At 43.3% G+C, this 22,241-nt stretch carries 16 protein-coding genes; 5 read left to right on the forward strand and 11 right to left on the reverse strand.

Features of this window, described 5'->3' with window-relative positions; translation table 11 throughout:
• Window positions 1-525: 525 nt before the first annotated feature.
• Window positions 526-1,497, forward strand: coding sequence for a GDP-mannose 4,6-dehydratase (locus tag HXY43_RS16990; RefSeq protein WP_290885045.1), 972 nt, complete (start codon window positions 526-528; stop codon window positions 1,495-1,497).
• Window positions 1,498-1,610: 113 nt separating this feature from the next.
• On the opposite strand, the gene HXY43_RS16995 is transcribed toward HXY43_RS16990, so the two are convergent.
• The 3 genes from HXY43_RS16995 to HXY43_RS17005 form a co-directional block, all read right to left on the reverse strand.
• A complete protein-coding gene (locus HXY43_RS16995) occupies window positions 1,611-1,856 on the reverse strand; it encodes a hypothetical protein (protein WP_290885047.1) in 246 nt (81 codons plus the stop codon).
• Between the two features lie 277 nt (window positions 1,857-2,133).
• Window positions 2,134-2,673: a phosphate-starvation-inducible PsiE family protein gene (locus HXY43_RS17000; RefSeq protein ID WP_290885049.1), complete on the reverse strand. Its 540-nt coding sequence runs from the start codon at window positions 2,671-2,673 to the stop codon at window positions 2,134-2,136.
• A gap of 229 nt (window positions 2,674-2,902) precedes the next feature.
• Window positions 2,903-3,841, reverse strand: coding sequence for a tetratricopeptide repeat protein (locus tag HXY43_RS17005; RefSeq protein ID WP_290885051.1), 939 nt, complete (start codon window positions 3,839-3,841; stop codon window positions 2,903-2,905).
• A 389-nt stretch (window positions 3,842-4,230) separates the two neighbouring features.
• Here HXY43_RS17005 and HXY43_RS17010 point away from each other — a divergent pair, with 389 nt between their 5' ends.
• Window positions 4,231-6,285 carry an elongation factor G gene (locus HXY43_RS17010; RefSeq protein ID WP_290885053.1) on the forward strand — a complete coding sequence of 685 codons (2,055 nt, stop codon included), beginning with the start codon at window positions 4,231-4,233 and terminating at the stop codon, window positions 6,283-6,285.
• Window positions 6,286-6,496: 211 nt separating this feature from the next.
• Here HXY43_RS17010 and HXY43_RS17015 read toward each other — a convergent pair whose 3' ends face one another.
• Entirely contained in the window at window positions 6,497-7,528 is a 1,032-nt protein-coding gene (locus HXY43_RS17015; protein ID WP_290885054.1) for a PleD family two-component system response regulator, read from the reverse strand.
• Here HXY43_RS17015 and HXY43_RS17020 point away from each other — a divergent pair.
• Both HXY43_RS17020 and HXY43_RS17025 read left to right on the forward strand, forming a co-directional pair.
• Complete coding sequence (locus HXY43_RS17020; RefSeq protein ID WP_290885056.1) at window positions 7,518-7,703, forward strand: hypothetical protein; 186 nt, start codon at window positions 7,518-7,520, stop codon at window positions 7,701-7,703. The two genes, HXY43_RS17015 and HXY43_RS17020, sit on opposite strands and share 11 nt — an antisense overlap.
• 409 nt (window positions 7,704-8,112) lie before the next feature.
• Complete coding sequence (locus HXY43_RS17025) at window positions 8,113-8,373, forward strand: chlororespiratory reduction protein 7 (protein ID WP_026732941.1); 261 nt, start codon at window positions 8,113-8,115, stop codon at window positions 8,371-8,373.
• Between the two features lie 96 nt (window positions 8,374-8,469).
• Here HXY43_RS17025 and HXY43_RS17030 read toward each other — a convergent pair whose 3' ends face one another.
• Entirely contained in the window at window positions 8,470-9,018 is a 549-nt protein-coding gene (locus tag HXY43_RS17030; RefSeq protein WP_290885058.1) for a DUF2854 domain-containing protein, read from the reverse strand.
• A gap of 139 nt (window positions 9,019-9,157) precedes the next feature.
• Between HXY43_RS17030 and HXY43_RS17035 the strand changes: the two genes are divergently transcribed.
• Entirely contained in the window at window positions 9,158-9,337 is a 180-nt protein-coding gene (locus tag HXY43_RS17035; RefSeq protein ID WP_026732939.1) for a hypothetical protein, read from the forward strand.
• Window positions 9,338-9,488: 151 nt separating this feature from the next.
• On the opposite strand, the gene HXY43_RS17040 is transcribed toward HXY43_RS17035, so the two are convergent.
• From HXY43_RS17040 to HXY43_RS17065, 6 genes are all read right to left on the reverse strand, one after another.
• Window positions 9,489-9,905, reverse strand: coding sequence for a response regulator transcription factor (locus HXY43_RS17040; protein ID WP_026732938.1), 417 nt, complete (start codon window positions 9,903-9,905; stop codon window positions 9,489-9,491).
• Window positions 9,906-10,033: 128 nt separating this feature from the next.
• A complete protein-coding gene (ppk1, locus tag HXY43_RS17045) occupies window positions 10,034-12,250 on the reverse strand; it encodes a polyphosphate kinase 1 (protein WP_290885061.1) in 2,217 nt (738 codons plus the stop codon).
• A 179-nt stretch (window positions 12,251-12,429) separates the two neighbouring features.
• Complete coding sequence (locus tag HXY43_RS17050) at window positions 12,430-12,855, reverse strand: universal stress protein (protein ID WP_290885063.1); 426 nt, start codon at window positions 12,853-12,855, stop codon at window positions 12,430-12,432.
• A gap of 387 nt (window positions 12,856-13,242) precedes the next feature.
• Entirely contained in the window at window positions 13,243-14,544 is a 1,302-nt protein-coding gene (gene hisD, locus HXY43_RS17055) for a histidinol dehydrogenase (protein ID WP_290885065.1), read from the reverse strand.
• A 1,474-nt stretch (window positions 14,545-16,018) separates the two neighbouring features.
• The gene (locus HXY43_RS17060) at window positions 16,019-20,080 is read right to left on the reverse strand and encodes a DNA-directed RNA polymerase subunit beta'' (protein WP_290885067.1); all 4,062 of its coding nucleotides are present in this window, start codon (window positions 20,078-20,080) and stop codon (window positions 16,019-16,021) included.
• Window positions 20,081-20,224: 144 nt separating this feature from the next.
• Window positions 20,225-22,102 carry a DNA-directed RNA polymerase subunit gamma gene (locus HXY43_RS17065; RefSeq protein ID WP_290885069.1) on the reverse strand — a complete coding sequence of 626 codons (1,878 nt, stop codon included), beginning with the start codon at window positions 22,100-22,102 and terminating at the stop codon, window positions 20,225-20,227.
• Window positions 22,103-22,241: the final 139 nt, after the last annotated feature.

Below are 22,241 nucleotides of genomic sequence, written 5' to 3' on the forward strand. Positions count from 1 at the left end.
TTCTTGTTTTTCAGCTATAAAATATACTTTTTAATCGTTCTTTCTCAGTTGATTCAAGGAGTTAAAGTATATGAAATAGCTTTATCTCCTTCTAAAAAACAGTAAAAACCGATTGTGACGGTTAAGGGTGCGGAATGTCGGATCTATGCGTAAACTTTGGTTTTTCTACACTACGAACAATATATTTTGACCAAAGTGATGTAGCCTAACCTACATTCTCCACTTGAACTGTCACACAGTATAATTACTGTTGAATTACTAAAATTAGAGTTTTTTATACAAAATTTTAATTCTAATTAAGTGTTAATGCTAGCATAATGACTTAACTTATTTTAAGTAATATTTAGTAAATGAAGATATTTAAATACATTTTTTTAAATCGTAAAGTAAGTAAAAACCGAGAGTAGTATTTGAGGATGCCAAATATCTAAGTCTAAAGCCATACTTGTTAGAGACTACAGCTTTTTTAGTGTTAAAAGCGCTACAAAATAATAATTTGCTCACAACAAATTTGGTTAGAAAATCATGGCAAATAGAAAAGCCCTCATTACTGGATTAACAGGACAAGACGGTTCCTACCTGGCTGAACTTCTTGTAGAAAGAGGCTACCAAATATATGGCTTAGTCCGTCGTTCTAGCACCAGCAACCTAGAGCGCATAAGTCATCTTTTTAACCAGATCCAAATTGTATCCGGCGACCTACTAGATCAATCTTCCCTCATGGATGTGATGGCTGAGTGCCAACCGGATGAGGTTTACAATCTCGCTTCCCAAAGCTATGTTCCCCTTTCCTGGACACAACCAGCTCTTACCGCCGAATACACAGCCTTAGGAGTATCGCGCCTTCTAGAAGCGATTCGACGCTGTAAACCAGATGCTAGATTTTACCAGGCTTCCAGTAGCGAAGTTTTTGGTCAACCCGACGAATCTCCTCAAACAGAACGCACCGCTTTTCGTCCCCGTAATCCCTACGGTGTGGCCAAAGCTTACGCCCATTGGATGACAGCCAACTATCGCCAAAAGTACAACCTTTTTAATTGCTGCGGTATCACCTATACCCACGAATCTCCTCGTCGTGGTACAGAGTTTGTATTTCGCAAGGTTACGCACAGCGTAGCAATGATTAAACTCGGTTTAGCCAAAGAATTAAAACTCGGTAATTTAGATGCACGCCGTGATTGGTGCTACGCCAAAGATGCAGTATATGCGATGTGGTTAATGTTGCAGCAAGACAAACCAGATGACTATATTATTGCCAGTGGTGAAACTCATTCGGTGCGAGAGTTAGTCGAGTGTGCTTTTAACTGCGTGGGGTTGAATTGGGATGATTATGTGTCTGTTGACCCTGCATTTTACCGCCCTGATGAACCTGTGCAGTTAGTTGGCTGTATTTACAAGATTAAAGCAGAGCTTGGTTGGAAACCGCAGTATTCCTTTGAACAAATGGTAGAGTTAATGGTGGATCATGATTTGAAAGAATTGAGCGATAAGTTTTAATCGTATAAATTGAATATTATTTGTTTTGTGCTGGTCTCTATAAATATTTAAAAAATCGCGATCGCTCTTTTATTGCTTCTTGCAAAAAAAGCGATCGCTTTATATCACCAACTTTACATCTTACCTTTCTGCATTACTTCCAGAAGATGGCGACGGATTTCCTGTGCTTGCTCAATATCAGACTGGCGCAGCTTTTGGAACAGTTCTACACAAGGCTGAGAACCTGCTTGTTGTGCGTCTTGGATGTATGTGTCGTAAGCTTTGATAGCTTGGCCTTTATTGTGCAACACGGTGAGAAAGTCATACTCCAGGTTGCTAATCGGATTTTGAGACTGTCTGTTTTCTGTAGTTTGAGTCATTGATTCACCCTCCTTTAGAATTCCTATATTCACTTCTACTCGCTCTAACAGAGGTATTCATCTGTCCAAAAGCGTATGCACGAATACAACTAAAGAGGGTGCATTATGCTACAGCTCACACACCCTTCTGATGATTGGGAATCGGGGATTGGGCATTGGGAATAGGTGAAAATTATGAATGCTGAAAATTTCATAATTCATAATTCATAATTCATAATTCATAATTTTTATGCTCCTTGCCCCATGCCCCCACCTAATCACCAGTCCCCAGTCCCTTTTACCTAATTTCTTGGCGATGACGTGAATGCTCAAATTCACGCTCTTTTTGTTCTTGATTGCCCTCAAGGTACACAATCGGGCAAAATTTTGTGTTTGCGCTCATACAATCCATGTGGGGTGTCTTGGCACAGACAATTAGCAAGGCACCCAAAACAAACAATAAGCCACAAATTGATGCGACTTTAATCCAAGAAATATCCAGTGCTCCGTGAACAACGACTTCTCGCAGTACAGATACAATTGTGATTTCAACTGCTACACCCACAGCAATGCTGTGTTCTTGCAAGTAAATCATGAGTAGTCGAAATAGTTCCACCAAAATCAAGATGAATAAGATTTTGGCAGTCACATGTTTATAGTCCAGTGTCTGGGTAAGGGCGACAAAGATTCCCCGCAGTTGCAAGAGCATGACGCTGAACAAACTTAGACACAGAACAATCACAATCAAATCTTGGAAGGCCTCCATGTGGCGGACTATCCAATGTCGGTCAAACCAGCGATCGCATAACAAAAATTGGCTTTTGGGGCGCTTCCTCATGAACTTTTCCATTTGTATTGGGACAACTGTTGACACACCAGCCAGTCCACCCAACACTTTTATTTTGACAGAACTAGGGATTAGGGACTGGGGCATGGGGCATAAAAATTATGAATTATGAATTATGAATTATGAATTATGAAATTTTCAGCATTCATAATTTTCACCTATTCCCAATGCCCAATGCCCAATGCCCAATTCCCAATCCCCGATCCCAGATCCCCGATCCTTAATTCATTCTTTGTGCTTGTTGCAACAATTGTTCAGCTTTATTTGTCCACTCGGGATTATTCTGGGCTTTGTATAAATCTCTGGCGTACTGCAAAACCTGCGCCGCATCTCCATATTGATTAAGCTGTATAAAAACTAACCCTGCACCATAATAGGCATTGGGATAGTTGGAGTTAGCTTCGGCTGATTTTCTAAAAGCTTCTAAGGCATCTCTTAACTTGTTTTGACTATATAAAATCGAACCAAGACTGTAGTAGGCTTCTGGATATTTAGGATTAATTTGTACTGCTTTGCGAAAGGCATCTTTGGCTTTATCTATTTTGCCTTGCTGGAGATAACACACGCCCAGATGGTAGGCTGGTTCTGGAGCATTTTTACTATATTCCATTGCTTTTTTAAAGGATGCGATCGCTTTATCCCAATTTTGTTGCTGCTCTCTAACTAACCCCAAATTGTAATGAGCAACTCCCAGTTTCGGATCGAGTTCTAACGCTCTTTGTAAGTAATCATTTGCCTGCTGTAAATTCTTTCCTTCCAACAATGCGCCACCCAAATTGGCATAAGCCAGAGCAAACTTGGGATCGGCTTGAGTGGCTCGATAAAATGCATCGGCTGCTGGTTGTAATTGTCCAGCTTGCCGCAGTGCTAACCCCAAATTGTAGTGAGCTGGGGCTAAGCTAGGATCTAACTCAGCAGCTTGACGAAAGGCAGCGATCGCATCTGGTATTTTACCTGCCTGAACAGCCTGTAAACCTTGATTTAAATAGTTTGTAGCGTTTTTATTATCAGTTTGTGCTAGTAAGACAGGAGGAGAAGAGGGGATGGACTGGGGTTTTAACTCCAGGGAGAGAGTAGGGGAGGGGATGAGAATCGTTCCACTTAGGAAGATTAAGCTTGCTGACGTGAGAAGATAGTCTTTGTAAAGTGATGTTCGCATCGGTTGTTGATTGGTAAATATTGTAGGGTTTGCTTATAAAATTTTGATTTGCAGCTATACAAATAAAACCTGAGAAACCAGGTTTTAAAATCTGCTGGTCTGATGGTAAATAACTATCTCAGCAATAACTCCACTTTTAGTTACGTTTTCTTTACAAATATTTGGTTACAGTTGCAATCAATCTATTAATCTTTAATTTTATAAATCTAAATTTGTAAAATTTAACTTTTAATGACCCAAATCTTACAACAGGATACGATTTTTTGCTGCTTGGTTAAAGGCGAGTTAATGTCAAATTAAAGACGGGATAATTCCTTAAATAGCCGTTTTGATCTCTTCATAACTCAAACATAACGCGGTTAAGTGTGCCAGACCGTAAGGAAGGTTTTATGAACGAAAAAGTAAACTCGGGTTCGCGAAATGTAGCAATTGTCGGTCCTTATTTAAGTGGGAAAACCACTTTACTAGAAAGTTTGTTATTTGTGGCAGGAGCCATTTCCCGCAAGGGCAGTGTCAAGGATGGTAACACTGTGGGCGATAGCGCTCAAGAAGCGCGCGATCGCCAGATGAGTGTAGAAGTGGGTGCTGCTAGTACTGAGTATAATGGCACCCGCTTCACTTTTATTGACTGTCCGGGAAGTGTAGAATTTGCTCAAGAAACCTACAATGCCCTGATCGGAGTCGATGCAGCAATTGTAGTTTGCGAACCCATCAACGATCGCGTCCTCACTCTCGCCCCTCTGTTTAAATTCCTCGACGATTGGGAAATTCCTCACCTTGTCTTTGTCAACAAAATGGATCGGGCGAATATCCACGTCTTGGAGACACTGCACGCTCTCAAAGCTGTTTCTAGCCGTCCCCTAGTAGCGCACCAATATCCGATCATGCGAGGGGAACAGCTAATTGGTTTTATCGACTTAGTTACCGAACAGGCTTATCATTATCATCCAGGCGCACCTGCTGACCCCGTCCCGTTTCCCGAAGAACTGAAAGAAGAAGAACACATTGCCCGAGCAGAAATGCTCGAAGCCTTAGCAAATTTTGACGACCACTTACTAGAAGAACTTTTAGAAGATATTGAACCGCCCCAAGAGGAAATCCTCAAAGATTTGAAAATGGAATTAGGGGCAGATTTGGTAGTGCCAGTATTCTTTGGTGTTGCTGAACAAGATTATGGCGTCAGACCCCTACTAGAAGCCTTGGTACGGGAAGCCCCTGAACCAGAAACCACAGCTGAACGTCGCTTACGTGGTACTAAAACAGGCGACACAACCGTGGCGCAGGTGCTAAAAACTTACTACACTCCTCAAGGTGGCAAACTTTCCCTAGTGCGTGTTTGGCAAGGTAAATTAAGTGATGGTATAGTCCTCAACGGCATTCGTACTGGTGGTATTTACCGGATGATGGGGCAACAGTTACAGCAAATTAATCAAGCTGGCGCTGGAGAAATTGTCGCTTTGAGCCGAATGGAGGGTATAAAGACTGGGGATACACTATCTACTAATCAGCAGTCGGCTATAGAATTACCCAAAGCCGAACAATTAGAACCAGTTTATGCCCTCGCTATTACTCCCGAAAAGCGCAACGATGAAGTGAAGCTAAGTGGTGCTCTTAGTAAGCTACTAGAAGAAGATCCATCACTTGCTTGGGAACAACACGGCGACACCCACGAAGTTATCTTTTGGGGTCAAGGCGAAATTCATTTGCAAGTAGCCCTAGACCGTCTGCGCCGCAAATATAATCTGCCGATGACAACCCACTTGCCACAAGTGCCTTATAAAGAAACCATCCGCAAACCAACTTCATCGGTTCACGGGCGCTATAAGCATCAAAGTGGCGGTCACGGTCAGTTTGGCGATGTTTATCTCGACATCAAACCGTTAGCCCGCGGCGAAGGCTTTAACTTTAGTGAAACAATCGTGGGTGGCGTGGTTCCCAAACAGTACATCCCTGGCGTGGAAATGGGCGTGCGGGAATTTCTCGCCCATGGCCCCTTGGGTTTCCCAGTAGTGGATGTGGCGGTAACGCTAACCAATGGTTCTTATCACAGCGTTGATAGTTCCGAACAAGCGTTTAAGCAAGCTGCCCGCCTAGCAATGCAAACGGGAATACCGCAGTGTCAACCCACCCTCCTAGAACCAATTATCCGGGTGCAAGTAACTACCCCCAGTGAATTTACCTCTAAAGTTATGCAATTGGTGACTGGCAGACGGGGGCAGATTTTGGGTTACGAAGCCATACATGATTGGCAAGGTTGGGATAGTATCACAGCTTACTTACCGCAAGCTGAGATGCAAAACTTTATCGTGGAATTGCGATCGCAAACTCTCGGTGTTGGTTCCTTCCACTGGGAATTTGACCATCTCCAAGAAGTACCCGACAAACTTGCTGAACGCATCCTGACTACTAACAGTGGTAATGGTGGTAACGGCAACAGCAAGTGAAGTGATTAGGGACTAGGGCATAAAAATTATGAATTATGAATTATGAATTATGAAATATTTAGCATTCAGTATTCATAATTCATAATTTTCACCTATTCCCAATCCCCAATCCTCACTACCCTATTAGCTGTATTCGATTAAAAAATTTTAGTTATTTAAATAATTTGTCAAATTAGGGTTTTAAGTTTTTGAATTTTAAAGCTTAAAAATTTTAAATCTGTTTGATGATAAAGCGATCGCGCCCTTCTGCTTTAGCCTGATACAGAGCCTTGTCAGCTGCCTCAATCAAAGCTAATGGTGAAGACTCAAAACTAGGAATAATAGTGGCGATTCCTAAACTGAGAGTAATATACTCACTAACGGCAGAGCCAGAATGAACGATTTTTAATTCTCTAACTCCAGCCTGCATTGCAGCTGCAACATGAACTGCACCAGAAGCATGAGTATATGGCAAAATTACAGCAAATTCTTCACCGCCGTAACGTGCCACTAAATCCAGATTTTTTTGAGCTGTATGCTTTAAGACACCAGCCACATTTTGCAAGCAGGCATCTCCTGCTGGATGACCATATTTATCGTTATACAGTTTAAAAAAATCAATATCGCACAAAATCAGTGAAATTGGCGATCGCTGTTGAGCTAGTTCCAACCACTGAGAATTTAAATGTTGGTCGAAGCAACGGCGATTAGCCAACCCAGTCAAACCATCTTCATTGGCAAGTTGCTGCAAAGCATGGTTAGCAGCTTCTAACTGTTTGTATACTTGCCCTTGTTGTAATAACCGTCTTACTCGTCGGCGCAATACAGCCCAATGAATTGGTTTGGTAACAAAATCGCTTGCTCCCGCCTCAAAAGCACGATCTACCGAATCAGGATCGTCCAATCCCGTAATCATCAATATAGGAGTGCGATCCCACAAGATGGAAATCAAATTATTGCCAAAAGAAGATCCGCTATCAACGGATGCGAGTGCTAGCACCAAATTCTTCTTGGCAATCTGGAGCAATTCATGACAACAAGTAAAACCATCCATCACAGGCATCACGGCATCTAGCAAAACTAAATCTGGTTTGACAGCGGTATAAGCATCTAAACATTCCTTACCATTACTGACCTCAACTACTCGATAACCTTCTTGTTCCATCGCTTCACGCAACAGTAGTCGCATGGTCGTATCATCATCAGCTACGAGAATCAGATGGGGTTTGTTGGAAATAGAAGTAAATGGGCTTATGCCTGACATGAGTTGCTTTTCACAGAAAATAAAAATCTGGTCTATTAAAACCTTTAAAAACGGTATAAATGCTGATTTCACTGCATTGTGGCAAAGCAAGGAAGGTGAATATGCTCCTGCATTAATGCCGAAAGTTGCAGGATGCAGCTATTCTGTATCAGCTTTAGCTCCTGTTGCACTCTAGAATGCCTAATTTTGTATAGCCAAGCTTGTAGTAGATAAATAGTTTGCATAGATAAACCCATGTAGATAGCAAAGGCAGTTTTATCTTTTTTGTCCTACCACGCACCAGCAAGGTAGGGAAATGTACTATTTATCTTTCCCAACTACAAACAAGCAATTGCTATTTTTTTAAAAACTTCAATCGTGTACCTAAAGTCTTGAGTTCCGCTGTTAGTTTGGACACCAAATTGAGTCAGAATCAAAAAATGCCCCACTGCGGCAAGTACATGATAAATCTTTAATACTTAAAGAATGCGTGAAAAACTATACGCTTTGGTATGGTAAAAACGCTAATTTTTTAGTACAATTACTGAATTGTAGGTCAAATCATATAATTAAATAAGTGTCAATAAACCTAACAAATATTTGTTATGCCAGATCCATTAATGTATCAGCAAGACCACTTTGTTGTTTTAGAAACAAATCAAGCAGAACAATTTCTGACAGCATCAGAGTTATTAGAAAAATTGCAGGTAATTTTGCAAAAAATAGATTTTCAGAATTTACCACCTGATTTACGGTCATTTAATTCCGTAGAAGAAAGAGCCAAATATTTGCTTGACACAACCTGCGAATTAGATGTGGGTCGCGGACAATATTTACAGTGGTACGCTGTTCGCTTAGAAAAATAAATTTTTTGTCATTAGTCCTTTGTCCTTTGTTAAAAGTTAGTTGTCAGTTGTCTTTTTTCAACTAACAACCAATGACTAATGACTAATGACCAATGACTATTTTGAAGTGGTAATTAGTGCCAGTTCAATTTTATTTTCACCTGGTTGTGTGACTTCAACTTTCACTCCAGGGCCAAAATAATTAGTCATTTTTTCTTGTTTTTGCTGCCAAACGTCAATTGGTATCAGCGGCGAATCAAATTCTAAAATTAAGGCGTAATTTTCGTTGATTTCTTCTTCTCTTAACCCTGTGAGGACTGGTAACTCATTGTCTGAAGAACTTAGACTTAAGTAAGATAAAGCCCGCTCGAAATGGGCGTTTTGACCATAGCTGTAGCGGGTGATGTCTTTGCGAATTTTATTTTGAGTCGTAGTGGCTTGCTGCTCCCGCAGTGCCAAAACTTGCGGCGTAGTGGCTTTGCTGAAGGGTACGGGTTTGAGTTCATTAGCTTTGAGTGCCAGTCCTCCTAGGACTAGCGGAATCCCGTAAAAAAATCCAATCAGATTGAGAGTGGCATTATCGTTAGCGTAGGCGGCGATGCCGATGATGGTTAAGATACCGCCGATGGTTAAACCCAGCATTCCCAAAGAAACTTGGCGAAACATGATCTTAAGTTGTAATTCTTAGCAGCTCAGTTTTATTATCATCGGCGATCGCTCACAGATTAGGGAAGAGGATAACGAAAGTCTCGGTTTTTTTGAGTTAACTTTAAATGTGAGGAGAGTTTCAGACGGAAATAAGATAATGGACCCACAGATGATCAAAGAACGAATTGCCCAAATTCAAAGTAAACGAGAGTACTTGCTTAACTTACTAGAGCAACCAAATCTAGGAACTTTGAGAGTGGACGTAAATCAGGCTTTGGAAGAAATGGATGAGTTAATAGATGAATATAGACGCACCTTTCCAGAAATGGAACCCTAATGTAAGCCTAACTAAGTTACAAAAATAAATACTGGCGTCGGTAGCAACCGCTAACTTTCGGTTCTATCGACGCCTTTTGTATTAGTTCCAAATTTCCAGGTTCCCAAAGTTCTATCTTTTTTGGCTTAGCCGAGTCTCTTAGCTGTGTCATTTATCCTCTCACTGAACCATTAGCTATACGTTGTCCCAACTGCTTGACTAAAGAAACTAGTTCTGTAGTCGGTACATCCTTTTTGCAAAAAGCGTCTAAACTAGCTCTTGCTTTTGCTTCTTGAAATTTCAGGTCATCTATAGAGGAATAGGCAATAATCTGAGTCTCAGGAGCAATAGCTTTAATCTCAGAAGACGCACTCCAGCCATCCATGACTGGCATTTGCAAATCTAGAACAATCACGTCAGGCTCGTGACGCTTTACCATTTCTATGGCTTCTTGACCATTACTGGCTAACCCTACAACTTGAATATCTTCCTGAGCGGAAAAAATTAATTGCAGGGTTAAACGCGTTAGTTCGTGATCGTCAACCACTAAAACGCGCAAGGTAGAAGACTCACAAGACAACATCAACATCCAAGCAAACTAAAGGTCAATTTACAACAACCTTTATAGTTTATGGGAACAAATACCAGAACAAACTCTATCCTATGGTTGAATAAATTTTTTGCATTTATGATAATTGCTTTGAAGCTGCTTTTTAGCTAGCTATCAAGATCGACAGAGTTCTTTTTTGAATTAATCAGAGTTGAGGCGATCGCGGGCGAGTTTAAAGCCATAGACATCAGGGTTTTTTGTGAGCTAACTTCTGGACAATCTTCACCAGGACGCCTTTGAATATAGCTGCCATCTGCTTGTAATTCCCAGGCTTGGCGGTTATCTGCTAGCATAATTCCCAATATTTCTTGCAAGTCTTTAGCAATATCTGGGTCTTGTACTGGGGTAATTACTTCCACCCGACGATCTAAATTCCGGGGCATCCAATCCGCGCTACCAATAAAAATTTCTTCCTGACCATTGTTATAAAAATAAAAAATTCGGGAGTGTTCTAAAAAGCGACCGACAATACTAATCACGCGAATATTTTCACTGATGTCTTTCAGCCCAGGACGCAAACAGCAAATACCCCGCACAATCAGGTCGATTTGTACACCAACGCGAGAAGCTTTATATAGTGTAGAAATAATTTGCGGATCGACTAGAGAATTCATTTTGGCAACAATCCGACCAGAAAGCCCATTTTGAGCATTTTCGATTTCTCTTTGGATTAAGCCAACGAAGCGATCGCGCATATTCACAGGCGCAACCAACAACTTTCGATAAGACTTTTGTCGCGAGTATCCCGTCAAGAAGTTGAATACATCTGTGACATCTGCCCCTAGTTCTTCTTGGCAGGTAAATAATCCTAAGTCGGTATAAAGTCGTGCCGTTTTCGGATTGTAGTTGCCAGTACCAATATGTACGTAGCGACGGATGCGGTCTTGTTCGCGCCGCACGACCATGACGAGTTTACAGTGGGTTTTCAGACCGACCAGACCGTAAACAACATGAACGCCGACGCTTTCTAAACGCCTTGCCCAGTAAATATTATTCTCTTCATCAAACCGTGCCTTCAGTTCCACCAATACAGATACCTGTTTGCCATTTTCAGCAGCAGCAATTAAAGCATTAACTATTGGTGAATCACCGGAGGTACGATAAAGGGTCATCTTAATTGCCAAGACATTCGCGTCATGGGCAGCACTAGTAATAAAACGCACTACCGATGCCGAAAAAGATTGATAGGGATGGTGAACTAGTAAATCCCGTTCGTGAATGACAGCAAAAAAGTCTTTTCCTTCCTCTATTTCTAGAATTTCCGAACCTATATTTGGTTCGCGAATGCGTTGTAAGCGGATAGGCACGACCGATTGCCAGGGTGGGTCTTTAAGTTCTGCTGGCACTGGCACAGACATAAAATACATCAAGTCGCGCAGTCCTAAAAGACCATCTACTTCATAGATGTCGTTTTCTGATAATTCCAAATCTTGCAACAGTCGGTTGCGTATAACTTCAGGAGTTTGGGATTGAATTTCTATCCTGACGGGATTACCACCAACCCGCCGTTTTCGTAGTTCCTGCTCAATTAAAAGTAGTAAATCGTCGGCTTCATCTTCTTCTAATTCCAAGTCGGCGTCACGAGTAATCCGGAAGGGATGATATTCCTGAATGTTCATCCCTGGAAATAGGGACTCCAAATTATGGGCGATCGCCTGTTCCAAAGGTATACCAGCCCAGAGGGCAGGTTTACCTTGGTGCTGAATTCCCAACTCTGGTGGTAAAGCCAAAAATCTTGGTATAACAGTCGGGACTTTGACTCTGGCAAATAATTCTTCTTCTGTTTCTGGGTTTTTAACTACAACTGCCAGATTTAAGCTGAGATTGGAAATGTAGGGAAAAGGATGGCTGGGATCAACAGCGAGGGGAGTTATAACAGGAAATATTTGCTCCTCAAAATAATTATCTAAATATTTCCGCTGTTTTTCTGTCAAATCTATGTAATCCAAAATATGGATGCCATGATTTGCTAAAAGTGGTCGCAGTACTTCTTCAAAATGTTGGTGTTGTTGGGCTATCAGAGGACGTAGGAAAAAACTAATCTCATCTAGCTGCTGTTGCGGCGTGCGACCATCAAAACTTAATCGACTGACTTTTGCTTCTACCTGTTGCTTTAAAACTGCAACACGCACCATGAAAAATTCATCTAGGTTAGAACTAAAGATGGCTAAAAACTTGAGACGTTCGAGCAGAGGCGTGCGTGGGTCTATCGCTTCATGCAGTACCCTGCTATTAAACTCTAGCCAGCTTAACTCACGGTTCAGATAATATTGCGGATCGCTGAGATTTATTTGTTGATTAGAAGTTTTTTTAGATTTCGGCATGATTACCTAAATACAGGCAAACGCAGCCCATACACTCTATGAGAATAGACTTATCTGCTAGCTCAGCCAGAGATGTTTTCCTGCAACGCTTTGACTTCTGTTAGTCGATAAGTCTGATAATATACATACTAATTGAAATCAAGCCTCAGCGGATATTATTATCCAACGCTGATGACTTTTTATCTTGGCTTCACCACCATTACTGAACAATGGGCTTCTTCTACCACTTGGCTACTCACTGAGCCTTGGACAATTCGGTTCATACCAGTTAGTCCGCGACTGCCAATCACAATCAAATCAGCCTTATAAATATTAGCAAGGCGAATAATTTCTTCTGCTGGATCGCCGGTGACTAGTTCAATTTCACTTTCAACAGGCAACTGGGCTTGGTAGGCTTGCAGTTGTTTTTCGATGTGTAGATAAGAAAGTGCTAGTGACTCTGAGTGAGGGCGATCAGCAGGTAGTTCCATTTCTGACTCTGGAGGCGGAAAAACATGACAAAGGATGAGTTTACCATCTTTTGGCAGTACCAAGTCGTTTAAACTCTCAATGACTCGCTCTGCAATACCTGAAGCGTCCAGAGCTACCAAAATAGTCTTTAACACTGCTTGTGTCTCCAAAAGAGTAGACCCCTGAAATTAAAATTTACTATGGATAGGTGATTGGCAGCTACAGTTACTTTTTCCAAGATGGAACTGAGTTTGTGTAGCTTTAAACTTTCAGTTTGACGCCATAATTTGATTTTGGTCAAAACTATAGAAAAAAATTAATAATTATTTAGTTGATGGTTAGTGGTTAGTGGTTAGTGGTTGGTGGTTGGTGGTTGGTGGTTGGTGGTTAGTGGTTAGTGGTTAGTGGATGGTGGTTAGTGGTTAGTGGTCAAAAACAAACAACTATCTACTATCTACTAACTACTATCTACTATCACTATCTACTAACTACTATCTACTAACTACTATCTACTAACTACTATCTACTAACTACTCCCTGATTTATTCTTCTTTTTGAACTCGACGTCTGACAGAGTCAGTGTGCGAAGGTAAGCCTTCGGCAGTGGCAAGAGCATCAATTGCACCTGCGACTTTTTCTAGTGCAGTCTGCGAATATTGGATAATGCTTGAGTGTTTAAGGAAAGTTTCTACTCCCAATGCCGAAGCATAGCGGGCTGCACCAGAAGTTGGTAAGGTATGGTTGGGTCCAGCAATGTAGTCTCCTACAGCTTCCGGTGTGGAATAACCCAAGAAAATTGCACCAGCATGGCGAATAAGTGGTAGTACTGCCCAAGGATCTTCTACTTCCAACTCTAGATGCTCGGGGGCAAATTCGTTGGATAGTTCGGCTGCCGCTTCCAGGGATTCTACAATCACAATCAAGCCATAGTGAGCAAGTGCTTTCTCTGTTAGGGTGCGTCTGGGGTGATCCACCAGCTGTCTTTCCACTGCAACTTGCACGTTCTTAGCTAGAGCCGGATCGGTCGTCAGTAAGATTGCCGCCGCCATTGGATCGTGTTCGGCTTGCGCTAGCATATCTGCTGCCACATGGACGGGATTTGCAGTTTCATCGGCAATAATTAGCACTTCGCTTGGCCCTGCCAAAGAATCTATACCAACTGTCCCGTAGACAAGTTTTTTTGCTAGTGTTACATAAATATTACCCGGCCCGGTAATAACATCTACTTTTGGAATCGTTTTTGTACCGTAGGCTAAAGCAGCGATCGCCTGCGCTCCTCCTACCCGATAAATCTCCTGTATCCCGACTTCTTGGGCAGCTACTAATACTGCTGGGGGGAGCGTTTTTCCGGCTCCTGGTGGTGTTACCATCACCACATGTGGGACTCCCGCTACCTTTGCTGGAATCGCATTCATCAATACTGTACTCGGATATGCGGCGCGACCACCAGGTACGTAAATTCCCGCCCGATCTACAGGGGTATAACGTTTACCCAGTACTACATCATCATCGCCAAAGTGTACCCAGCTTTTTGGCACTCGTTGGCGGTGAAATGCTTCAATTTGGCGACAAGCTAGCTGAATTGCTTCCAGCAGTTCTTTGGAGACCTGTTGGTAGGCAGCATCTAGTTCTGAGCCTGTAACGCGCATTTCTTCTGGCTTGAGAATTTGATGATCAAATTCTCCCGTATAATGCAATACAGCTCTATCACCTTGGCGCTTCACCGCTTGCAACACTTCCCGCACTGTTGCTTCTTTATGAAGCACCTGTTCATCATGGGTGCGATCGCAGATCCTTTGTAATTCCGATCTGACGTCTGCCTGCTGAGTAATGATTCGCAGCATGGAGTAAGGACAATGCCAACTTTAGAATATTCCCGCCTGAGAATGAGTCTTGCTCCTTGCCCCAAGGGGTTTCGGTAGCTAACACCTACTCTCTTTTCTAGCTTAACCTGGATTTTTTTGATACTTCCACAGCTTTTAGCACATGGTTTTCCCAATCGGAAGACTAAACTGCGATGCGATAGTCTTAGTTGATTTTTGGTTGACTCAGAAGTAATCAAGAAAGCAAAGCTAATTACTACTGAGACTAAACTTACCAATATTCAACTTGTTTACATTTGCCATTCTTCATACTTTGCAGGATGGCGGTTTTCACAATTAGTCTTCCTTGTATCAAATGGTTAGAGTCTGTTCTATAATTTTTGCTTATTTTTCTAATTTACTAGCTAACATTTTTTGTAGACCTAGGCGGTCGGGTGTCTACATTTAAACCCTTGAATTTTAGCCATTCACAGGTTCTTACCTCTAGCAATATAGTCCTTTGGGGACAGACTAAACTTCAGGCTACTGCCACCACTTGTTACCAAGTGGTGAGTTAGATAACGTGGTTATCGAGTACCTAATTTTAACTTATTTTCAGCGATGAAAACAAAATATAATTGAACTTTCATAAATACTATCAAGCAAAAATTAATATTTTCACAAGTATGAGATAAATTTTGAGCGAGTGTTTTCAAAAAACTTTAATCATCATTTAGCATAGTAAATATACTTATTCAATTTTTCAGAAAAAAATCTGTCACTGATTTAACAGATACATCTTTCTGAGAGGATACGAGCAAGAAAAATTCAACAAAGTAAGCAAGTACAGATAAATTAGGTGTCAAGTATTTGGATAACAATTATCCGTTTTGATGGCACAATTGCCTTCTATATTAAGTCACCTGTATTGATTGTAGGTTAAATGAAATAAGAAATAAACAAAATACAAAACTATTAACCGCTAACAACTCTCTTATTTTCTAAATAATTCAGTCAGATGATTTCATAACACAATAACGTATAAAAATCTCATAAACATTATATGAATATTAAGTAGGTGGACGTAATTAAACATAAAGTGCTTATTTTTTGACAAGGCGGGCAGGATGCCCCGAAGTTTGCCGAAAAGAACATCTCCCCGGCAACTTCTCTCCACCCCACAAGAGATTTGTTGTTCTTGTGGGGTGGGCGTCTAGCCCGCCCTATTTTTACTTTATTTATGTCTATCTACTTATTTTTCTTCCTACCTTTATCTTTTGCACACAAAGAAAATAAAAAACTCCACCCACAAGAGGATGGAGTTTTTGGGAATCGGGGATTGGGGATTGGGGAACTCGGGGCCCCCACGACCGCAAGGGAGTGGGGATTAGGGGCAATGGGGATTGGGGATTGGGGAGAAAACCCATGCCCTATGCCCTATGCCCCATGCCCTATGCCCCATGCCCTATGCCTCATGCCCTATGCCCTATGCCCCAAGTCCGCGGGTGGTGTTGGTTTATTCTTCGTCTTCGTCGTCGTAGTCGTCCTCGTCGTAATCGTCTTCTTCTTCGTCTTCTGTTAGGTCGTTGATTTCACCAGGAATCAAGTCATCATCATCCAAAATCGAATTTTCTACGCGTCTGCTACCAAATGTAGGTTCCCCTACCCCAAGAGTTGGAGAATCCAAGTTATAGGTGCGGGCTGTACGGTCATCCAGCACCATATCTAACGGATCTTCAACTTCATCCAAGACGCTACTACTAATTCCCTCTGCGTAGTCTTCGACTATGCCAGGTTCTTCATAGGTATTAAAGCCTGTTCCTGCGGGAATCAATCGTCCGATAATTACGTTTTCTTTTAAACCACGCAGCCAGTCAGATTTACCTTCAATGGCTGCTTCGGTCAATACCCTAGTTGTTTCTTGGAAGGATGCGGCAGAAATGAAGCTATCGGTATTCAAAGATGCTTTAGTAATACCTAACAATACGGGAGTGTATTGGGCTCTCGCACCACCAGTGATGGCCATAGCTTCGTTTACTTGTTCAATTTGGCGCAGTTCTACCAACTCACCAGGCAGCATAGTGGTATCACCGCCATCATCTACTCGTACTTTCGAGGTCATCTGCCGGACAATCACTTCAATGTGCTTATCGGCAATATCAATGCCTTGAGACTGATACACCAATTGCACTTCATTCACCAGGAAGGTTTGCACCTTCTGTAAGGCATGGCTGGCACAGGCGTAAACTCCATCTTCAGAACCAAGGTTAAAGAAGACTTCCAAGATTTCGTGCGGATTAGCCGGGCCATCTGTCAGTGGCTGCCCTGCACTCACCGTTTGTCCATCTGTAACTACCAAGTTCTGTCCAGGCCCGATTTGATAATCTGTGACTACGCCGTTGGGTTCGATCACTTTGACTGCGATCGCTTCATCGCCATCGCCATAGATTACCTTGACTTCCCCCGCTCTTTTTGCTAGAATACACGCCTCTTTTGGTTTACGAGCTTCGAGCAGTTCCTCAATCCTAGGCAAACCTTGAATGATATCTCCCGTCTTGGCGCGTTCAAACACCAGCAGTACCAAGTTATCACCGCGCTGCACCAAATCACCATCTTCTACCTGCAAGACAGCGCCAGCGCTGACGCGGTAAGGACGACCGACGCGGAGGGTGACAGAGTAGTTTTGAGCAGTAAGTGCTGATTCTTCAGCTGAAACTTCTCCTTTGCGTTCTGCTTTTTGCACTGCTACGACTTGTCCAGATTCTTCGGCCAAGACTCCTGGAGCAATTTCTGTACCTTCTACTACCAAGTCACCCACTTTTAATTTGGGCTGGACAGTAGAATGTATCTTGATCATGTCGTGTTGTTGACGCAATACCAAACAACGACGAACGGCTTCCGTACCTTTTTGTACGCCCCGTACAATACCGCCTTCTTTACACAAGATTTGGGTACGTGCCACCACAGCACCTGGAGCAATCGTTTGTCCGTCTTCAACCTCAAGCGTTGTATGGGTACTACCTTGAGTGGCATCAGCAGCAATATCCCGACGCACCGTCAAGGACTCCAGAATCACTAGCTGCAAGCGCTGAATTTCTGGATCATTGCTATCAGCCACCAATTCAATATCTGCTGCCAAGGGAGAAGCGGTATGGTCTTGTTCGCCTTCTTGTTCGATTTCCAATACCAGTTGGGTTCGCAGCAGTTCCACACCTTCAACAGACTTAACCCGCTCAGAATCTTTATAAGGCAGTCGCTGTACAGCCCGCAATTGAATCGAACGTGCGGCTTGTTGACTTACTGATGTCGTAGATGGGACATCAGGGTGATCCGGTACGGCATACTCAACTACCGAACGACTCAACAGGGCTGGACCTTCTGGGCTTTCCACATACTGGATATACCGCAGTTCGTTGACAACTTGTCCCAGCAATTCCTCACCAGGTTGAACAAAGGTATTATCCTTGCCCATGACTGCCTCTGGATCGTCAACCATTAGCAGTTCGCCTGGCTTAATTACCACTTCCCGCAGAATGTCGTTTTTCTGGGTGACTTCGATCACACCACTGTTTTGGCAGAAGATATCTTTAACTACCTCAGTCCCAGCTTCAACAAACTGACCGTCTTCTACCAACAGCAAGGAGATATCTTTGTTAACTTCGTGGGTTTCTTCTGGAATCCACAGTAGGGTTCCTCCCTGTACCACTTCATACCCTTGCTTGGCTTTACCTTTTTTCTGGACTTCCACACCAGCATATTTCAGCATGCCACCGGTAGTAGTGCGATAGCGGTCATCAATCAACTCAGCTACCACTTGACCATTTTGGACTTTGGTGCCCGGGGTTGCCCTGAGGTTAAAGACTTGGTTGTTACCAGTAGTGACTAGGTAGTTATTTTTACCTTGAGAGCTTTGAACGGTGACGGTAGCTTGGTCTAAAACTACAGAAGCGGTGATAATTTCAATTTCCCGTGTAGACTTGCCTGGGGTTGCTTCTGGCAAACGCACCACGCCACCATGCTGAGTGGTTAGCTTAGTTTCTGCCAAAACACCATTGCTGGCGACGGTGTCGTTTTCTTTAACTACTAATTCGGCTCCAGGTGGTAAGTTATAAACTTCCCCTGACAAAATCCAAATCAAACCACCCCGCGCCGCTGTGGTAGTGGTATTGCCTTGACGGTCGGTTTTTTGTTCTGCTACGACATCGGCAAACTTGACTTCCCCTGCTAAGTCAGAAGCTACGTCTTTAACAGCTTTTTCTGTATTGGCACGAGTTGTACGTCCGCCGAGTGCCACTTCTGCAATTAACTGTCCCAGCTTGACCTGTTGTCCGTCAGTGACATACAGGGTTGAACCTTGGGTGACAGGAATTTCCTTGTTGGTTGAGTCTGAATTGCTAGCTTCCAGAGTCAAGGTGGCGTTGGCTTCCACATACAAGGCATCTTCGCCGTGGCGGGTACGGTAGGGTCTTGTCCGTATCCTGCGGGGGAAGCGAACAGTACCATCGATATCGGCACGTACTTGTTTTGCCACTTCACCAGTGAATACACCCCCAGTGTGGAAAGTACGCATGGTTAACTGGGTACCCGGTTCACCGATACTTTGTGCGGCAATAATACCTACGGCTTCGCCTAAATCCACCATTTTCGCGTGGGCAAGACTCCAGCCATAGCAGTGTTGACATACCGATCGCGCTGCTTCACAAGTCAGGGGCGATCGCACAACTACTTCAGTAACTCCGGATTTTTCAATTATTTTGGCTAGATCGTCAGAAATGGGCGTATTTCGTGGTGCAATCACTTCTTTTGTCGTCGGATGGATGACATCCTCGCCCACTACCCGTCCCATCAGGCGCGTGGCAAGGTTAATCATAACTTTGCCACCTTCGGTCATTGCCCGGATGGGAATTCCCCTGGTAGTACCGCAGTCAATTTCCCGGATAATCACATCTTGGGAAACGTCCACCAGACGGCGGGTTAGATAACCAGAGTCAGCCGTCCGCAATGCCGTGTCTACCAATCCTTTACGCGCACCGTAAGAAGAAATAATGTATTCTGTGACGGTAAGTCCTTCCCGGAAATTTGTTTTGATGGGCAAGTCGATAATTTCCCCTTGCGGATCTGCCATCAGTCCCCGCATTCCTACCAATTGCCGGACTTGGGAGATATTACCCCTAGCTCCGGAAAATGCCATCATGTACACGGAGTTGAGGGGATTTGTCTTTTTGAAGTGGGTAACGACCTCGTCTTTCAGGGCTTCGGAAGTACCGTTCCAGGTATCAATTACTTTCTGGAAGCGCTCAACTTCTGTGATTTCACCACGTTGGTAACGTTCTTCTGTAGCGCGAATTTCTGCTTCTGCTGCTTCGAGGAGCGATCGCTTAGAAGGAGGCACCATCAAATCTTCTACACTGATCGAAACTCCAGCCTTGGTAGCGTAGCGGAAGCCCAAATCTTTTAATTTGTCCGCCATCACAGCCGTCCGCGCTGTACCATAGTGCGTAAACGCCCAAGAAATTAAATTTCGCAGTTGACCTTTGTCAACGACGCGATTGCGGAAAATCATTTTGTCGTTAGTCATTTGTCAATAGTTGTTGGTGGTTGGTAGTTGATGGTGAGGCAGCGCGGTCTTGGGGGTTCCCCCCATGAGCGACTGCCGAACCCGAAGGGTTGGTCGTTAGTTGGTTGTTACAAACAACAAACAACTAACAACTAACAACAATTCCTAACTTGCTAGCGCTTCCTGAATCGCTTTATTGTAAATTACACGACCTGGCGTTGTGTATATATACTGAGAAACTAAATTTCCCTGAGCGTCTTCTCTAACTCGACGGTATTTATATAGCTTGGTTCGGCTACCATCGCCATTTTCGATGACTTCTTGTGGCTCGTGGTCTGCTTGGTCTGACTCGACTTCACCGTCATAGCGGACATAGATATAGGCGTGCAGGTCAATTTGCTCCTGCTCGTAAGCCATAATTACGTCATCTAGAGAGGCAAAATACCGTCCCGCACCCTTTTTAGCATCAGGGTTTTCTGCGGTTAAGTAATATGACCCTAACACCATATCTTGGCTGGGTGTGATGATTGGCTTACCTGTAGCTGGAGACAAAATATTGTTAGAAGCCAACATCAACAACCGCGCCTCAGCTTGTGATTCTAGAGACAACGGTACGTGTACCGCCATTTGGTCGCCATCAAAGTCAGCGTTAAACGCCGGACATACCAATGGGTGTAGCTGGATGGCTCTTCCTTCCACTAAAATTGGTTCAAAAGCTTGAATACCCAAACGGTGCAAGGTAGGAGCACGGTTGAGCAAAACTGGGTGCCCTTCAATCACCTCTTCCAGCACATCCCAAACACTTGGGTCAGATCGTGAAATCAGCTTTTTCGCGGCTTTAATATTGTTTACCATGCCGCTGCGAATCAAACGGTGAATCACGAAAGGCTGGAATAGCTCAATCGCCATTTCTCGTGGCAAACCGCATTGGTGAATGTTCAGCTTTGGCCCCACTACAATTACAGAACGTCCGGAGTAGTCTACCCGTTTACCCAGCAAGTTCTGCCGGAAACGCCCTTGTTTACCTTCAATGATGTCTGACAAAGACTTCAGCGGTCGGTTATTTGCTCCTACCACTGTCCGTCCGCGCCGACCATTATCAATCAAGGCGTCTACTGCTTCTTGCAGCATCCGCTTTTCGTTGCGGACAATAATCTCAGGAGCCAAAATTTCTTGCAAACGTGCTAGACGGTTATTACGATTAATTACCCGGCGATACAAATCGTTCAAATCGCTGGTTGCAAACCGTCCACCATCGAGCTGTACCATCGGGCGCAAGTCCGGCGGAATTACGGGAATTACTGTCATTACCATCCACTCTGGTTTGGAACCAGTGGCGATAAAGTTGTCGATTACCCGCAAGCGCTTAATTAGCTTCGCTCGTTTTTGACCTTTGGCGGTAGTGATCTCTTCCCGCAGAGTTTCCGCTTCTTGTTCGAGGTTAATATCAGCTAGTAGGCGCAGCAAAGCTTCTGCACCAATGCCTACTTCTACACCTTGCAAAGTAGAATCTTCGCTGTAAATCTGGTCTTCAATTTCTAGCCACTGGTCTTCACTGAGTAGCTGTTTATAACTTAAGGTTTCGGCATTACCTGGACTAAGAACAACATAGGAATTGAAATACACAATTTGCTCTACATCCCGCAGGGGCATATCCAGCAGAATGGAAATATAACTGGGAATACCTTTGAGGTACCAAACGTGAGCTACAGGTGCGGCGAGTTTAATATAGCCCATGCGGTGGCGACGTACTCGCGATTCGGTGACTTCCACACCACAGCGTTCGCAAACAATTCCCCGGTGCCGTACTCTTTTATACTTTCCGCAATGGCATTCCCAATCTTTAGCCGGGCCAAAGATGCGCTCGCAGAACAAACCATCCATCTCTGGTTTAAGAGTTCGGTAGTTAATCGTTTCTGGCTTAGTAACTTCACCGACTACCTGACCGTTGGGCAATGTTCTTTCGCCCCATACTCGTATGCGTTCTGGTGATGCCAAGCCGATTTTAACGTAGTCAAACTGATTAGTTTGGGCGTGTCTCATCTCTCGAAATTATGAATTATGAATTATGAGTTATGAAAGGAGCTTCTTCCCCAGCAATGCGACCTTTTGTTGTCGCGTTATTCAAGGTATTCAATTGTGGAAATTATGAATTATGAAGTATGAATTATGCAAAAAGAGT

Source organism: Fischerella sp., from assembly GCF_013388695.1.
Classification (GTDB): Bacteria; Cyanobacteriota; Cyanobacteriia; order Cyanobacteriales; family Nostocaceae; genus PCC9605.

Bases quoted from the DNA above. Each gene is read 5' to 3' on its own strand.
- HXY43_RS16990 (WP_290885045.1), top strand. From the start codon at position 526: ATGGCAAATAGAAAAGCCCTCATTACTGGATTAACAGGACAAGACGGT.
- HXY43_RS16995 (WP_290885047.1), bottom strand. From the start codon at position 1,856: ATGACTCAAACTACAGAAAACAGACAGTCTCAAAATCCGATTAGCAAC.
- HXY43_RS17000 (WP_290885049.1), bottom strand. From the start codon at position 2,673: ATGAGGAAGCGCCCCAAAAGCCAATTTTTGTTATGCGATCGCTGGTTT.
- HXY43_RS17005 (WP_290885051.1), bottom strand. From the start codon at position 3,841: ATGCGAACATCACTTTACAAAGACTATCTTCTCACGTCAGCAAGCTTA.
- HXY43_RS17010 (WP_290885053.1), top strand. From the start codon at position 4,231: ATGAACGAAAAAGTAAACTCGGGTTCGCGAAATGTAGCAATTGTCGGT.
- HXY43_RS17020 (WP_290885056.1), top strand. From the start codon at position 7,518: ATGCCTGACATGAGTTGCTTTTCACAGAAAATAAAAATCTGGTCTATT.
- HXY43_RS17015 (WP_290885054.1), bottom strand. From the start codon at position 7,528: ATGTCAGGCATAAGCCCATTTACTTCTATTTCCAACAAACCCCATCTG.
- HXY43_RS17025 (WP_026732941.1), top strand. From the start codon at position 8,113: ATGCCAGATCCATTAATGTATCAGCAAGACCACTTTGTTGTTTTAGAA.
- HXY43_RS17030 (WP_290885058.1), bottom strand. From the start codon at position 9,018: ATGTTTCGCCAAGTTTCTTTGGGAATGCTGGGTTTAACCATCGGCGGT.
- HXY43_RS17035 (WP_026732939.1), top strand. From the start codon at position 9,158: ATGGACCCACAGATGATCAAAGAACGAATTGCCCAAATTCAAAGTAAA.
- HXY43_RS17040 (WP_026732938.1), bottom strand. From the start codon at position 9,905: ATGTTGATGTTGTCTTGTGAGTCTTCTACCTTGCGCGTTTTAGTGGTT.
- ppk1 (WP_290885061.1), bottom strand. From the start codon at position 12,250: ATGCCGAAATCTAAAAAAACTTCTAATCAACAAATAAATCTCAGCGAT.
- hisD (WP_290885065.1), bottom strand. From the start codon at position 14,544: ATGCTGCGAATCATTACTCAGCAGGCAGACGTCAGATCGGAATTACAA.
- HXY43_RS17060 (WP_290885067.1), bottom strand. From the start codon at position 20,080: ATGACTAACGACAAAATGATTTTCCGCAATCGCGTCGTTGACAAAGGT.
- HXY43_RS17065 (WP_290885069.1), bottom strand. From the start codon at position 22,102: ATGAGACACGCCCAAACTAATCAGTTTGACTACGTTAAAATCGGCTTG.